The sequence below is a fragment of the Pseudomonas sp. 05N433 genome, from assembly GCF_056396925.1.
Genome location: NZ_JBFTML010000052.1, coordinates 1 through 14,198, shown reverse-complemented (window position 1 = coordinate 14,198; position 14,198 = coordinate 1). Strand labels below are relative to the sequence as shown.

Below are 14,198 nucleotides of genomic sequence, written 5' to 3'. Positions count from 1 at the left end.
CCCATCACTGAAGGCTCAACATGTTCGCAGTCACGCTGATCAACACGTTGGTGGTGATCGTCACGGTGGTGATCCACTACGAATGCCTGCTGCGCCTGAACGATTGGCTGCCCAGGCTCAAACTCTGGAGCCGCTTTCGGATCGTCGTCGGGGTATTCGGCGCCATGGTGGCCCATGCGTTAGAGGTCTGGTGTTTCGCGCTGGTCTATTACCTGCTGATCCGCTCCGGTGAATGGGGTAGCCTGCGGGGCAATTTCGATGGCTCGTTCATGGACTGCGTGTACTTTTCCTTCACCACGTTCACGACCATCGGTTTCGGCGACATTTCCCCCATGGGTAACCTCAAGTACCTGACCGGGTTGGAGGCACTGACGGGGCTGGTGCTGATTTCCTGGACCGCTTCGTTCCTGTTTCTGGAGATGCAGAAATACTGGAAGAGCAAATAGCGCCCGGCGCCGTCCATCAGCCCTGATTGCCCGGCGCGGGCGTCCATTGCCACTCCATCACTTCGGGCATGTCCTGCCCGTGTTCGATGAGGTAAAGCTTGTGTTTCTCCATCGTCGCCCAATAGCGCGCCCGGGCGGTCTGGAGTTGATCGTGCAGCCTGGGCACGCGCTCGATGACATCCAGGGCCAACTGATACCGATCCAGATTATTGAGCACTGCCATGTCGAACGGTGTGGTGGTCGCCCCCTCGTCCTTGAAGCCGCGAACATGGAAGTTTTCATGATTGGTGCGCTTGTACAGCAGCCGGTGGATCAGCGCGGGGTAGCCGTGGAAGGCAAAGATCACCGGCCGGTCGACGGTAAACAATTCATCGAAGGCGCTGTCGGGCAAACCGTGGGGATGGTGGTACGACGGCTGCAGGACCATCAGGTCGACGACATTGACCACCCGCACCCGCAGATCCGGCACGTATTCGCGCAGCAAAGTGACCGCCGCCAGGGTTTCCAGGGTCGGAACGTCGCCGGCACAGGCCATCACCACGTCCGGATCGCTGTCATCGCGGCAGGCCCAATCCCAGCGTCCGATACCGGCCTGGCAATGACGAATGGCGGCATCGATGTCCAGCCACTGCCACTCCGGTTGCTTGCCGGCCACGATCACGTTGATGTAGTTGCGGCTCCTGAGGCAGTGATCGGCCACTGACAGCAGGCAATTGGCATCGGGCGGCAGGTAGATCCGGACCACGTCCGCCGTTTTGTTCGCCACCAGGTCGATGAACCCCGGGTCCTGATGGGAAAAACCGTTGTGGTCCTGGCGCCAGACATGGGAGGTGAGCACATAGTTGAGCGAGGCCACCGGTTTGCGCCATGGCACTTCGGCGGCGGTTTTCAGCCATTTGGCATACTGGTTGAACATCGAGTCGACGATGTGGATGAACGCCTCGTAACAGGAAAACACCCCATGCCGACCGGTCAGCAAATAACCTTCGAGCCAGCCTTCGCACACCTGTTCGCTCAGAATCTCCATCACCCGGCCATCGGCCGACAGATTGACGTCATCAGGCCCCAGCGGCTCCATCCACGCCTTCGCACTGACTTCATACACCGCATCCAGCCGGTTCGAGGCGGTTTCATCCGGGCCGAACAGGCGAAAATTGCTCGACGTCAGGTTGCATTTCATCACGTCGCGCAAAAACCGGCCCAGCACCCGCGTGGCCTCTGCCCGCAGGCCACCGGGCGCCTCGACGTTCACCGCGTACTGGGTGAACCGTGGCAGATCCAGCGCGCGCAACAGCAGCCCACCGTTGGCGTGGGGGTTGGCGCTCATTCGCCGATGGCCGGTCGGCGCCAACGCCGCGATCTCGGGCAACAGGGTGCCATTGGCGTCAAACAATTCGTCGGGGCGGTAGCTGCGGAGCCATTCCTCCAGTTGCCGCAGATGCTGCGGCTGCTGGAAGTCGGCCAAGGGCACTTGATGCGCCCGCCAAGTGCCTTCGACCCGCTGGCCATCGACGAATGTCGGCCCCGTCCAGCCCTTGGGCGTGCGCAAGATCAGCATCGGCCACAGGGGTCGCTCCAGCGTCCGGGACGACGATCGTTGACGCGCGCCCCGCTGAATGTCGCGAATTTCCTGCACGATGGTGTCCAGCGTTCTGGCCAGGGTTTGATGAACCTCGGCCGGGTCATCGCCTTCGACGAAATATGGGTCGTAGCCATAGCCGTACATCAACGCCGACAACTCCTCCTCGCTGATGCTGGAGAGCACCGTCGGGTTGGCGATTTTGTACCCGTTCAAATGCAGAATCGGCAGCACCGCCCCGTCACGCGCCGGGTTGAGGAACTTGTTGGAATGCCAACTGGCCGCCAACGCCCCGGTTTCCGCCTCTCCGTCGCCAATCACACACGCCACGATCAGGTCCGGGTTGTCGAACGCGGCGCCATAGGCATGGGCCAGGCTGTAGCCCAGCTCGCCGCCTTCATGGATCGACCCCGGAATCTGCGCCGACACATGGCTGGAAATGCCATAAGGCCAGGAAAACTGCCGAAACAGTCGGGCCAGGCCATTGGTATTGCGCCCCACCGACGGGTTGCACTCGGTGTACGTGCCTTCCAGGTAGGTCTGGGCCACGACGGCCGGCCCGCCGTGCCCGGGACCGGCGATGAAGATCATGTTCAGGTCGTGGGCCGTGATCAGGCGATTGAGGTGCGTATAGATCAGGTTCAACCCCGGCGTCGTGCCCCAGTGCCCCAGTAACCGTGGCTTTACATCCGCCAGCGTCAGCGGCACCGCCAGCAGCGGATTGTCCTTGAGGTAGATCTGCCCGACCGCCAGGTAATTGGACGCCCGCCAGTAGGCATCCAGCCCTTCCAGTTGCTCGGCACTCAGAAAATCGCTCATGACGTCCTCCGCCAGGGGCCCCGGTAAACCGGGAGACATGCGTCGATTCTGGGTGTCTGCACGGCCTAAGACTTGATTTACATCAAGTCTTGGGCCGTCTATCCCGGCTCAACAGGAACAAGATTTTCCCCGCTCATCGATTCTATCTGTAAACGCCCGATTGAAACGGGGGATCCGAACTATGCTCTAAGCTCCTGTCAGGGGGAGTTTTTGCGATGCCTGAAACCCGGCCATATCAACATCACTATCTGAAAGCCGCGTGCTCCAATTGCAGCGTTCTGGAGTTGTGTCTGCCGATTGGCCTGACCAGCAACGAAGTCGAACGACTGGATACCCTGATCATTCAGCGTGTAAAGGTTAAAAAAGGTGCAGCCCTGTACCGGGCCGGCGATCCGTTGCGCTCGCTCTACGCGGTGCGGATCGGTTCATTCAAGACCAGCATGCTGTCGGTCGACGGCCGCGAGCAGGTCACCGGGTTTCAGATCCCCGGCGAGATGCTCGGTCTGGACGCTATCAGCGACGATCATCACACTTGCAGTGCCTTTGCCCTGGAGGACAGCGAAGTCTGCCCCTTCAACTTCGCCCAACTGGAGAAACTCGCCCTGGAGCTGCCCTCGTTGCAGCACAACATGAACAAGATCCTGAGCCGGGAAATCGTCCGTGAGCACAACCTGCTGATGATGATGGGCAACATGAACTCCGATGAACGCCTGGCCGCCTTCCTCCTGAACCTGTCGCAACGGTTGAGCATTCGGGGTTACTCGTCCAGAGACTTTGTACTGAAAATGCGTCGCGAAGAGATCGGCTCCTATCTGGGCCTGCGCCTGGAAACCATCTGTCGGGGCATCGCTCATCTACGGGACTCGGAACTGGTCGAGATTTCCGGGCGTAACGTCAAAGTGCTGAATCTGGACGGGCTCAAGCAACTGGTCGCCGGCTGCCACCGGGAATCCCCCCTGTAACGCCTTGCGGTGCATCGGCTTTTGGAGAATCGTCATGCGCGCCATGGTTCTGCATGCCCCCGGCCAGCCGCTGCAACGGGAAGAACGTCCCGTGCCGCAGCCCGGCGCGCAGCAACTGTTGATCAAGGTGTTGGCCTGTGGCGTGTGCCGCACCGACCTGCATTTGGTGGACGGTGAACTGCCGCAAGCAGTGCTGCCGCGGGTGCCGGGCCATGAAATCGTCGGTGAAGTGACAGCGGTGGGTGGCGACGTTTCGCCCGACTGGGTCGGCAAGCGCGTCGGCGTTCCCTGGCTTGGCTGGACGTGCGGTGAGTGCACGTTTTGCTGCTCGGGCCGTGAAAACCTCTGCGACCGGGCACAGTTCACCGGCTGTCATCGGGATGGCGGTTATGCCGACTACACGGTTGCCGATGCCCACTTCTGTTTCCCCCTCCCGGACGCGATCTCGGCCACCGAAGCCGCACCGCTGCTGTGTGCCGGGCTGATCGGTTTTCGCGCCCTGCAAATGGCCAAAGGTGCACGTCACCTGGGCCTCTATGGCTTCGGTGCGGCAGCGCATCTGGCGATTCAGGTGGCGCGGGGCCGAGGACAGCAGGTGTACGCCTTCACTCGACCGGGCGACAGCGAGGGCCAGGCTTATGCCAGGACGCTGGGCGCCGTGTGGGCAGGTTCCTCGGATCAGCCGCCACCGCATCCGCTCGACGCCAGCCTGATCTTCGCCCCTGTCGGTGCACTGGTGCCACTGGCGCTGGAAGCCACAGTCAAGGGCGGTTGTGTGGTTTGCGCAGGCATCCACATGAGCGACATCCCCAGCTTCCCCTATCGACTGTTGTGGGGCGAACGCAGCGTCCGCTCGGTGGCGAACCTGACCCGCGAAGACGGCACCGCGTTTTTTGCCGAACTGCGCCATACGCCCGTGCACAGCGACGTCACCTGTTTTGCCCTGGACGATGCCAATCAGGCGCTGGCAAGCCTGCGGGCCGGTCAGGTCAAAGGGGCGATCGTGCTCGTCCCCTGACGCTCGCCCCTGCCGTTCGGTGTTTTTTCCGGCACCGTCCACCAACAACGCTAGGCTTACGGATGACGTGGCGATGCCTCGTCATTCTGCAGGGAGCGCAAAAAATGGAATTAATTGACGGTTGGCAGCCTCTCTCTCTCAGGACAGCCTGTATCAGGGAGGAATGCCGCCATGCAGATTTCTAATCATTACAAATGGTCTGCCTTGGCAGCCATTGCACTGACCCTCTTCAGCGTACTGATATTTTTGCTGATCAAATCCTACTCGTACGACACATCGACCTACTTCGAGTCGCGCGACTTCGTGCGTCAACTCAAGCAATACGATGCCAATTGGAACGTGAAGCTCCTGCGAGCCAAAATCGGCATGAACAACAACCTGTTGCTGGTGGCGCCGCCTGAAGCGGAAGAGCGCTGGCAACAGCTCGATAGCCTCAACGCTGTCGGCCCGCTCCCGACCCTTTGGCAAACCCGACGCCAGGGTTATCTGGAAGCGGTAGAAAACAAAGCCCGGTTGGTTGAGCAATTCAAACAGCACAACACGGCCTTGCGAACAGCATTCGAGGCCCTGCCTACGCTGGAAGATGCCATTCGGGTGTTGCAGGAAGATTCCAACGACAAACTCTCGTCGGTGGATGCTCGGGCGGCGTCAGTGGTGTTCGACCTTACCTTGGACACCCTTGAATACGCCCTCTATGTCAGCAGCGAACGGGCCGAAGAAATCTCCGGGCATCTGGAATATCTGAATGAGTACATCAATCAACTGCCGCCTGAACGGCGCCCGACTTTCACTGCACTTGTAGACGCTGTGAATGCCATTGTGCGAGAGCAGCCCATCGTCAATGACCTGGTTGATCGCATCAGTGTCATTCCGGTCGCACAGCAACTGGACAGCATCAACGAGTTATTGAACGAGACACAACGGCGCACAGCCGCGACAGATCGCCAATACCACCTTTACCTGGGGATCTGCGCTGGCATCATGGCGCTGCTGTTGTTGTACCTGGCGGCCCGTCTGATTCGCAGTTATGCGCTGATCAACAAGATGAACAACCAATTGCAGACAGCGAACGAGCGGCTGGAGCAACGCGTCGAGGAACGCACCCATGAACTGTTGGAAGCCGAGCGCGAACTGATCGACGCCGCGCGGATGGCCGGTATGGCAGAGATCGCGACCAACGTGCTGCACAACGTCGGTAATGTGTTGAATAGCGTTAACGTCTCCGCGGAATTGATCACCCGCAAATTGTCGACCAGCAAAACCCTCGGCCTGGGCAAAGCGGTAAAAATGATCAATGAACATGCCGAAGACCTGGGGCAGTTCATGACGCACGATGAAAAAGGCAAACTGCTGCCCCTTTACTTCAATCAACTGGTCGATTCCATCGCGACCGAGCAATCGAGCATCGTTGACGAGCTGGCGCAACTCACCAAGAGCATCGATCACATCAAGGATATCGTCGCCACCCAACAGGCCTATGCCGGCGCCGCCCGGCTGGTCGAGCCGTTGAATGTCGTCGATCTGTTCGAAGATGCGTTACGCATGAATTCCGGCGCCTTGAGCCGGCACCATGTCACGGTCATCAAAGACTACCAGGCCACACCGACCATCATCGGCGACAAACACCGACTGTTGTTGATCCTGATCAACCTGATCAGCAATGCCAAATATGCGATGTCCAGGGTCAGCGATCATCAGCGCCGTATGACGCTGGGCGTCAGGATTATCGATAACGCAACGCTGCGCTTCAGCGTAGAGGATCAGGGCGAAGGGATTGCCGCCGAGAACATGGCCCGCATCTTCAATCACGGCTTTACCACGCGCAAGGAAGGTCATGGTTTTGGCCTGCACAGTTGCGCACTCGCGGCGGTGGAAATGAACGGGCACCTTCGCGTCCATAGCGATGGACCCGGCCAGGGAGCGATTTTTACCCTGGAAATTCCGCTGGAGATGGCGCAAGTAATGCCAGCCGCCGTAAGCCTGTAGCAGCTGCCGAGCAGCGGCTGCGTTCGCTGGTAGCAGCTGTCGAGCCTGCGAGGCTGCGTTCGGCGGCGAAGCCGTCGTCAAACCAGAGCTTGCGGTGCATCAGGCAGACCGCGTCAGTCGGACTCACGACTGCTGCGCAGCCGAACGCAGCCTCGCGCTGCTCGGCAGCTGCTACAAGGTAGCCGTCACCCCACCAGCGCAATCAATTGCTGGCGCTGTGCATCCGTGAGCATCGGGCCGAAACCTGCACCGGCGTTTTCCGCCATGTAGCGCGGGTTGCCGGTGCCGGGGATGACGCAGGTCACCGCCGGATGAGCCAGCAGGATGGGCGAACTGTCGATCACCTTTCCACCCTTCTCGAACAACGCGCTGAGCACCGCCTGCAGTTGCTTGTAAGCAGCGTCGGCTGGCGTGACATCAAAACCGCGATAAGTACCCAGGCCGACGATGGGCAACGGCTCGTTGCTGGAAGGAATGGCTCGGGTCAGCATGTTCTTGCCTCCGTGTGGCGAGGGGGCTTGCCCCCGTTCGGCTGCACAGCAGTCGTAAACCATTGCATGTGGTGTACCGCGATTGCAGGTTTTGGGGCCGCTTCGCGACCCAACGGGGGCGAGCCCCCTCGCCACAGGTGCTCGCACCCACACGGGCATTGGGCGGCGCTTCTGCACAGCTGAAATTGCTGGACTACACTCTGGCGACGCTCCAGCAATAGCTGTCTCAAGGCCCGAAGCAGTCCATGCCGTCCACTAAACTTAGCCGAATGTCGCGAACCCTGGTGTCTCTCTTCGCTTTCATTGCCGTTGCATACCTGCTGCTCTGCGTCGCGCTGTTCGTGTTTCAACGGGCCCTCATCTACTACCCGCAACCTCGCGCCATCGACACACCCGAATCGCTTCTTACCTTGTCAGTCGCCGACGCGCAGGTGCTGGTGACCGTCAGGCCGCACGACGGGCCGAAGGCGTTGATCTACTTTGGTGGCAATGCCGAGGACGTTTCCCGCAGCCTGCCCGGGTTTTCGCAAGCGTTTGCGGATCATGCGATCTACTTGCTGCATTACCGAGGCTACGGTGGCAGTACCGGGTCGCCGTCCGAGGAGGCGATTCAGCGTGACGCCATGGCCTTGTTCGACTATGTCTACAACAGCCATCCCGATATTGCAGTGATCGGACGCAGCCTGGGTTCAGGCGTTGCCGTGCGCCTGGCCAGCCAGCGCCCGGCGTCGCGGCTGATCCTGATCACGCCCTACAACAGCCTTGAAGACCTCGCCGCCCGCCAGTTTCCCTGGTTCCCGGTGAAATGGCTGTTGCAGGACAAGTTCGAATCCTGGAAATACGCCGCTCACATCACCGTCCCGACGCTGTTGGTTGCGGCCGAGCACGACGAAGTCATACCGCGCGCAAGCACAGACCGGCTCTACACCCATTTCGCCAAAGGCGTGGCCTCGCTGCAGGTCATACCGGACACGGGCCACAACTCGATCTCCGAGAGCCCCAACTACCTGAAAATGCTAGGCGCCGCGTTGTGAGCACCCTCATACCAGCACGCCTTTAAGCAGGCGGTCAGAAAAACGAAGTAATTACTTAACGTTTTTTTTACAATCCAACTGGCAGGGTATACGGCTGCCATTTCTGCGGCTCATGATGTGCACTGCACAGAACTTTACCAATACAATGGAGCAAGGCATGGAGCCAATGGTGGCAAAAAGCCCAAAAAATATACTGATCAGCGAGTACTTACAGGGGATTGTGATGCAAAAGCGCCCTTTGCGCAGAATCGGAATCAGTCACGCACAGGCGCAGGCCTCATGACGGTTCTGGTTACTGGCGCCGCCGGTTTTATTGGGTATCACACCGTCAAGCGTTTGTGTCAAGAAGGCCTTGAAGTCGTCGGTATCGACAATCTCAACGACTATTACAGCGTAGAACTCAAACACGCACGGCTCAAAGAGCTTGAATCCTTGCCGGGCTTTCGTTTCCAGGCCTTGGACATCGTCGACAAACCGGCCTTGATGGCCTTGTTCAAAGAACATGCTTTCACCGAGGTTGTGCACCTGGCCGCCCAGGCGGGTGTTCGCTATTCACTGGACAACCCGGATGTCTATGCGCAGTCCAATCTGGTGGGCTTTCTGAATGTGCTGGAAGCTTGCCGGCACCATCGCCCCGCGCATTTGATCTATGCCTCGAGCAGCTCGGTGTATGGCACCAACAGCAAAATGCCGTTCTGTGTCGAAGACGCCGTCGATCACCCCATTTCGCTGTACGCCGCCAGCAAACGCGCCAATGAACTGCTGGCGCACAGCTATTGCCACCTTTATGGCCTGAAGGCCAGCGGCCTGCGCTTTTTCACCGTTTACGGACCTTGGGGGCGCCCCGACATGGCGCTGTTCAAGTTTACCGAGGCGATCCTGAAAGGCTTGCCGATCGACATCTATAACCATGGCCAGATGTCGCGCGATTTCACCTATGTCGACGACATCGTTGAAAGCGTCGCCCGCCTGCGCTCCAAGCCACCGGTGCCGAACGAGCCGGGCGCTGGCGTAAACCGGATTTTCAACATCGGCCGTGGCCAACCCGTGCCACTGCTGGAGTTTGTCGACTGCCTGGAATCGGCGCTGGGCATCAAGGCCCAACGCAATTTCATGCCGCTACAGGCAGGCGATGTGATCAAGACCTGGGCCGACATTTCGGCGCTGGCCGAGTGGGTCGATTTCCGCCCTCAAGTGGCGGTTGAAACTGGCGTAGCGGAATTTGTGAAGTGGTATCGCCACTTCTATCAGATATAAAACGTTAGCCCTTGATAAAAATAGACCAGGGAGCAAGGGAGAGGACTCTATGAGCCAAGACATTTTTGTATCTGTATTGATTCCAGCAAAGAATGAAGCAAACAACCTCAAGCCGTTACTTGAGGAAGTCCACGCCGCATTGAAYGGTGAGGCCTACGAAATCATTGTGGTGGACGATGGCAGCACCGACTCCACCCTGCATGAGCTGCGGCAGCTGAAAAACAATGGCCTGGACGCGTTGCGCATCCTGCGCCATGAGCGCTCGCTGGGGCAAAGCACCTCCCTCTACCACGCGGCAATCGCCGCCCGGGGGCAATGGCTGGCCACGCTTGATGGCGACGGTCAAAACGACCCCGCGGACATCCCCGGGATGTTGGCGCTGGTGCGCGGTGAAAAGGGTCTGGTCGACGTTCAGCTGGTAGCCGGGCACCGGGTCAACCGCCGCGATACCGCAAGCAAACGCTGGGCTTCGCGTTTTGCCAACGGGCTGCGTCGCCGCCTGCTCAATGACGATACCCCGGACACCGGCTGCGGGCTGAAGCTGATCGAACGCGCGGCGTTTCTGCGCCTGCCGTACTTCGACCACATGCATCGGTACATTCCCGCGCTGATCCAGCGTCACAACGGCCGAATGATCGTCCACCCGGTCAACCACCGGCCCCGCACCGCGGGTGTGTCCAAATACGGCAACATCGACCGCGCCCTGGTGGGTATTCTTGACCTGTTCGGTGTGTGGTGGCTGATCAAGCGCACGCGGTTGAACACCAACGCGCAGGAGATCGAAGGATGAACCTCTCCCGCGAAACCCTGTGGCTGGTGGTCGGCTTCGCTGGCCAGATCGCCTTTACCGGTCGCTTCATCCTGCAGTGGCTGTATAGCGAGTACAAAAAACGCAGCGTGATCCCGGTGAGTTTCTGGTACCTGAGCATTGTCGGCAGCGCCCTGCTGCTCGCTTATGCCATTTACCGGGCAGACCCGGTGTTCATCGCTGGCCAGGCCTTTGGTTCCATCGTCTATCTGCGCAATTTGCAATTGATTGCCCGCACCAAACACCTGAAGGACTGAGCCATGCGTAAAACCCTGTCGCCCAGCATCGAATGCCTGGGCCTGGTGCTGCTTGCCTTGCTGTTGATCGGCGCTGGCCTGGGGCTGCGTCAACCGCAAAACGTCGACGAGGAACGTTTCCTCGGCGTAGCGCTGGAGATGCTGCACAACGGGTCATGGTTCATCCCTCACCGCGCTGCGGAGATCTACGGCGATAAACCGCCGGTCTTCATGTGGATGGTGGCGTTCTTCGCGTGGCTCACCGGCCTGCCCGCCCTCGCCCTGTATATTCCGGGGATGTTGTCGGCGGCGACGGTCACGGCCGTGGTCTACGACCTGGGCCGCCGGCTGTGGAATCAGCGTATCGGTCGAATAGCCGCGCTGTTGTACCTGGCCACCTATCAGACTTACAGCATCCTGCGTACCGGCCAGATCGACAGCCTGTTGATTCTGTTCACCTCCCTGGGCCTGTACGGACTGGCGCGGCACCTGCTGCTCGGGCCAGCCTGGCGCTGGTTTTACGTGGGCTGCGCCGCCATGGGCATTGGCATAATCACCAAAGGGGTCGGCTTCGTCCCGGCCTTGATGCTGATTCCGTATGCCTACGCGGTGCGCAAAAACTGGTCCGGCGTGGTGGCCATGCCCGGCCAGAAGCGCAAATGGTTCCTGGGCTTTCTGGTGGCGCTCGGGGCTATCGCGATCTGGCTGCTGCCTCTGGCACTGTCCATTGTGCTCAATGGCACCGCGGAAGAAGTCGCCTATGCGCGAGAAATCCTGCTGCGCCAGACAGCGGGACGCTATGCCGCCGCGTGGGACCATCGCGAACCGTTCTGGTACTTCTTCGTCAACGTGATCCCGCAATACTGGCTGCCGCTGGTGCTGGCCCTGCCGTGGCTGGTTCCGGCCTGGCGCAAGCAACTGCGCAAGCACGACGGTCGAGTGCTGGTGCTGTTGAGCTGGGTCGTGCTGGTGGTGCTGTTTTTCTGCCTGAGCACCGGCAAGCGCAAGTTGTACATCTATCCGGCGTTGCCCGGTCTGGTGCTGGTGGCGGCGCCGCTGATTCCCTGGCTGCTCAAGCGCTGGTTCGGAAAGCGTCCGCGCGGTATGCGGGTATTCCAGGCGCTGGTGGTGAGCTGGTTCGTTCTGTGGTTCGCCCGCGGGTTCATCGAGCCGATCAAGGAAGGTCCCAACCCCCACGAAGCGATCATGGCGCAGGCGGCGACCATGACCCACGGTGCCGAGCTGGTGCTGGTCGACTGGCGCGAGGGCCACTGGTTATTCGCCCGGCAGCCGATCGTGCATTTCGGGATGAGCAGTTCCTCGGTCGAACAAGCGGCGCAATGGCTACGCGAACACCGTGATGCCTACGCCCTGGTCCCGGACGAAGTGCTGAGCAAGTGTTTCAATCCCGAGGCCGCTCATGAGCTCGGCGAAACGTCTCGCGCGCAATGGTCGATCGTCGGCGCCGATGCCGATAACGGCCAATGCCAGCCCGGACAACCCAAAAAGGTCTATCGCTTCAGCTGGGACAAGGACAAGTCATGAGCAAGAGAGGGAAGCTGGGGATATTGTTCATTGTTGTATTGCTTGGCGCCTACGTGGTTTCTGCACATTTCATGGTTCACCAGCAGCTGTATGCGTACTGGAAAACTCTTTGGCATGGTAATCAGGCGCCCGATAAAAATATCTGGCTGCCGGACTATAAAGCCGTGATCCAGGCCAAGCCTGTCGCGGACATCACCAATCTGTCCGGCATCGCCTATGACCCGGACCATGATCGACTGCTGGGCATCACCAATGGTGGGCCCATGCAGATTGTGGCCATGAACCGCAACGGCGATCTGCTTGAACGTTACCCGCTGATCGGCTTCCAGGACACCGAAGGCCTTGCTTACCTGGGTAACGGACGCGTAGTGATCGCCGATGAACAGTTGCAGCGACTGTACGTCATCACCTTGCCGGACAGCCCTGGCCCGATCCATGTCGAGAACGCCCCGTTCGTTGCCATCGAGATCAACCTGAGCGAACACAACAAGGGCTTTGAAGGCGTGACCTATGATGCGGCCAATGATCGTATCTTCGCGATCAAGGAGCGCGATCCGCGGCAGCTGTTTACGGTCACGGGCATGCTGGCGTCCATCGGCAGCCCGTTGCAGGTGCACATCCAGGACTTGACCCACTGGATCGACCGTAGCGTCTTCGGCCTGGATCTTTCCGAGGGTTACTACGATCCGCGGACCGGTCACTTGCTGTTATTGAGCGAGCAATCCAGCAACGTGACCGAACTGGACCAGGACGGCAACTTCGTCAGCTTCCGCTCCCTGCTCGGCCTGAATGACCTGAAAAAAACCATACCGCAAGCCGAAGGCATGACCATGGACACCTCCGGCGAGCTGTACATTGTGAGCGAGCCCAACCTGTTCTATCGGTTCTCCAAATCGAAGGTTGCTGTGGCGGAGAATCAGCAGAAGCAATAATGGGTTTGCACCGGATGGACCGGGCCCGACCATCTATCGGACTAGTTTCCAATCTCTGCGCCATTGAGGACATTCCGGGTCTTTAATGGTTGCAGGATTCCAAGCCAGCCCCCCCCCACTCCGACCAGAAACACGATGTCCAAGCGGGGCTGACACCTCGCACCCCACTGCGCACGCATCGGGAGACTCGTCATGAAAATCGTCGTGATTGGCGGTACCGGGCTGATCGGCAGGCAGCTCTGCAAAAACCTGCAAGACCTGGGGCATGAAACCCTGGCCGCGTCACCGAGCACCGGCGTCAACGCCCTCACCGGCGAGGGCTTGCAAAACGCCTTGCAAGGCGCCGATGTGGTGGTCGACGTGGCCAACTCGCCCTCCTTCGAAGATGCTGCCGTGCTCGAGTTCTTCGAAACCTCCGGGCGCAACCTGCTCGCCGCCGAGAAGGCCGCCGGGGTCAAACACCATGTCGCGCTGTCGGTGGTAGGCACCGCGCGCATGCTCGACAGCGGCTATTTCCGGGCAAAAATGGCCCAGGAACAACTCATCAAGGACTCAGGCATTCCTTACACAATCCTGCGGGCCACGCAGTTCTTCGAGTTCATCGGGGCCATTTCCCACTCGGGCGTACAGGAAGGCGACACCGTGCGCTTGACCTCCGCCGCGTTGCAGCCGATTGCCGCAACCGATGTCGCGATGGCGCTGGCGAAAGTCGCGGTGCAAGCGCCGAGCAATAACACCCTGGAAGTGGCCGGGCCTGAGCGCTGGCCGCTGGTGGAGTTCGTGCGCTTGTTTTTGCAACACACCAACGACCCGCGCCAGGCCCAACCGGACGACACGGTCCCCTACTTCGGCGCGCCGATCGATGACCACTCGCTGACGCCGGGAGAGCACCCCATCGTCGGGCCGACACGCTTCGAAACCTGGCTCAAGAGCAATAGTTGAGGGGCCGTCGAGGGCCTAGGGGGCGTTCTCCATTAGTTTCCCCGCCGCGTTGTCGCCTTAAAGCGAGCCAGTCAAGGCGCAGGCTGCTGGGAATGATTGTTCCCTTTCCAAGGCCTGCAACGCAGGCTGGCCCGCTTTAAGGC

Annotated in this window: 13 protein-coding genes; 11 read left to right on the top strand and 2 right to left on the bottom strand. The window is 59.9% G+C overall.

Annotated elements, in window-relative coordinates; translation table 11 throughout:
• The first annotated feature begins 20 nt into the window (after nt 1-20).
• Nucleotides 21-446 (top strand): potassium channel family protein, encoded by a 426-nt coding sequence (locus tag AC1DIS_RS23670; protein ID WP_477744312.1) that lies wholly within the window; start codon nt 21-23, stop codon nt 444-446.
• Between the two features lie 16 nt (nt 447-462).
• On the opposite strand, the gene AC1DIS_RS23665 is transcribed toward AC1DIS_RS23670, so the two are convergent.
• Nucleotides 463-2,844 (bottom strand): phosphoketolase family protein, encoded by a 2,382-nt coding sequence (locus tag AC1DIS_RS23665; RefSeq protein ID WP_477744313.1) that lies wholly within the window; start codon nt 2,842-2,844, stop codon nt 463-465.
• A 215-nt stretch (nt 2,845-3,059) separates the two neighbouring features.
• On the opposite strand from AC1DIS_RS23665, the gene AC1DIS_RS23660 reads away from it, so the two are divergent.
• The 3 genes from AC1DIS_RS23660 to AC1DIS_RS23650 all read left to right on the top strand — a co-directional run bounded on the left by AC1DIS_RS23660 (nt 3,060) and on the right by AC1DIS_RS23650 (nt 6,810).
• Nucleotides 3,060-3,806: a cyclic nucleotide-binding domain-containing protein gene (locus tag AC1DIS_RS23660; RefSeq protein WP_111453726.1), complete on the top strand. Its 747-nt coding sequence runs from the start codon at nt 3,060-3,062 to the stop codon at nt 3,804-3,806.
• A gap of 34 nt (nt 3,807-3,840) precedes the next feature.
• A complete protein-coding gene (locus AC1DIS_RS23655; protein WP_477744315.1) occupies nt 3,841-4,824 on the top strand; it encodes a zinc-dependent alcohol dehydrogenase family protein in 984 nt (327 codons plus the stop codon).
• 171 nt (nt 4,825-4,995) lie between these two features.
• The gene (locus AC1DIS_RS23650) at nt 4,996-6,810 is read left to right on the top strand and encodes a DAHL domain-containing protein (RefSeq protein WP_064616905.1); all 1,815 of its coding nucleotides are present in this window, start codon (nt 4,996-4,998) and stop codon (nt 6,808-6,810) included.
• Between the two features lie 185 nt (nt 6,811-6,995).
• Here the strand turns inward: AC1DIS_RS23650 and AC1DIS_RS23645 are convergent, their stop codons facing one another.
• Complete coding sequence (locus tag AC1DIS_RS23645) at nt 6,996-7,301, bottom strand: hypothetical protein (RefSeq protein ID WP_477744316.1); 306 nt, start codon at nt 7,299-7,301, stop codon at nt 6,996-6,998.
• A 245-nt stretch (nt 7,302-7,546) separates the two neighbouring features.
• Between AC1DIS_RS23645 and AC1DIS_RS23640 the strand changes: the two genes are divergently transcribed.
• The 7 genes from AC1DIS_RS23640 (at nt 7,547) to AC1DIS_RS23610 (ending at nt 14,055) form a co-directional block, all read left to right on the top strand.
• Nucleotides 7,547-8,335 carry an alpha/beta hydrolase gene (locus AC1DIS_RS23640; RefSeq protein ID WP_138867147.1) on the top strand — a complete coding sequence of 263 codons (789 nt, stop codon included), beginning with the start codon at nt 7,547-7,549 and terminating at the stop codon, nt 8,333-8,335.
• A 279-nt stretch (nt 8,336-8,614) separates the two neighbouring features.
• Nucleotides 8,615-9,592 carry an NAD-dependent epimerase gene (locus AC1DIS_RS23635; protein ID WP_086945350.1) on the top strand — a complete coding sequence of 326 codons (978 nt, stop codon included), beginning with the start codon at nt 8,615-8,617 and terminating at the stop codon, nt 9,590-9,592.
• A gap of 49 nt (nt 9,593-9,641) precedes the next feature.
• On the top strand, nt 9,642-10,382 hold the full coding sequence (locus AC1DIS_RS23630; RefSeq protein ID WP_018928219.1) for a glycosyltransferase family 2 protein: 741 nt from the start codon (nt 9,642-9,644) through the stop codon (nt 10,380-10,382).
• Nucleotides 10,379-10,657 (top strand): lipid-A-disaccharide synthase N-terminal domain-containing protein, encoded by a 279-nt coding sequence (locus AC1DIS_RS23625; RefSeq protein WP_018928220.1) that lies wholly within the window; start codon nt 10,379-10,381, stop codon nt 10,655-10,657. The genes AC1DIS_RS23630 and AC1DIS_RS23625 overlap by 4 nt, the downstream gene beginning before the upstream one ends.
• Nucleotides 10,658-10,660: 3 nt before the next feature.
• On the top strand, nt 10,661-12,181 hold the full coding sequence (locus AC1DIS_RS23620; protein WP_064616901.1) for an ArnT family glycosyltransferase: 1,521 nt from the start codon (nt 10,661-10,663) through the stop codon (nt 12,179-12,181).
• Nucleotides 12,178-13,113, top strand: coding sequence for an SdiA-regulated domain-containing protein (locus AC1DIS_RS23615; RefSeq protein ID WP_477744317.1), 936 nt, complete (start codon nt 12,178-12,180; stop codon nt 13,111-13,113). Before AC1DIS_RS23620 ends, AC1DIS_RS23615 begins: the two co-directional genes overlap by 4 nt.
• A gap of 192 nt (nt 13,114-13,305) precedes the next feature.
• The gene (locus AC1DIS_RS23610; protein WP_477744318.1) at nt 13,306-14,055 is read left to right on the top strand and encodes an SDR family oxidoreductase; all 750 of its coding nucleotides are present in this window, start codon (nt 13,306-13,308) and stop codon (nt 14,053-14,055) included.
• Nucleotides 14,056-14,198 lie beyond the last annotated feature (143 nt).

What these genes read in the sequence shown, in the direction of transcription:
- AC1DIS_RS23640 (WP_138867147.1), top strand. Translation starts at nt 7,547, where the DNA reads ATGCCGTCCACTAAACTTAGCCGAATGTCGCGAACCCTGGTGTCTCTC.
- AC1DIS_RS23650 (WP_064616905.1), top strand. Translation starts at nt 4,996, where the DNA reads ATGCAGATTTCTAATCATTACAAATGGTCTGCCTTGGCAGCCATTGCA.
- AC1DIS_RS23615 (WP_477744317.1), top strand. Translation starts at nt 12,178, where the DNA reads ATGAGCAAGAGAGGGAAGCTGGGGATATTGTTCATTGTTGTATTGCTT.
- AC1DIS_RS23635 (WP_086945350.1), top strand. Translation starts at nt 8,615, where the DNA reads ATGACGGTTCTGGTTACTGGCGCCGCCGGTTTTATTGGGTATCACACC.
- AC1DIS_RS23610 (WP_477744318.1), top strand. Translation starts at nt 13,306, where the DNA reads ATGAAAATCGTCGTGATTGGCGGTACCGGGCTGATCGGCAGGCAGCTC.
- AC1DIS_RS23665 (WP_477744313.1), bottom strand. Translation starts at nt 2,844, where the DNA reads ATGAGCGATTTTCTGAGTGCCGAGCAACTGGAAGGGCTGGATGCCTAC.
- AC1DIS_RS23625 (WP_018928220.1), top strand. Translation starts at nt 10,379, where the DNA reads ATGAACCTCTCCCGCGAAACCCTGTGGCTGGTGGTCGGCTTCGCTGGC.
- AC1DIS_RS23660 (WP_111453726.1), top strand. Translation starts at nt 3,060, where the DNA reads ATGCCTGAAACCCGGCCATATCAACATCACTATCTGAAAGCCGCGTGC.
- AC1DIS_RS23670 (WP_477744312.1), top strand. Translation starts at nt 21, where the DNA reads ATGTTCGCAGTCACGCTGATCAACACGTTGGTGGTGATCGTCACGGTG.
- AC1DIS_RS23620 (WP_064616901.1), top strand. Translation starts at nt 10,661, where the DNA reads ATGCGTAAAACCCTGTCGCCCAGCATCGAATGCCTGGGCCTGGTGCTG.
- AC1DIS_RS23645 (WP_477744316.1), bottom strand. Translation starts at nt 7,301, where the DNA reads ATGCTGACCCGAGCCATTCCTTCCAGCAACGAGCCGTTGCCCATCGTC.
- AC1DIS_RS23655 (WP_477744315.1), top strand. Translation starts at nt 3,841, where the DNA reads ATGCGCGCCATGGTTCTGCATGCCCCCGGCCAGCCGCTGCAACGGGAA.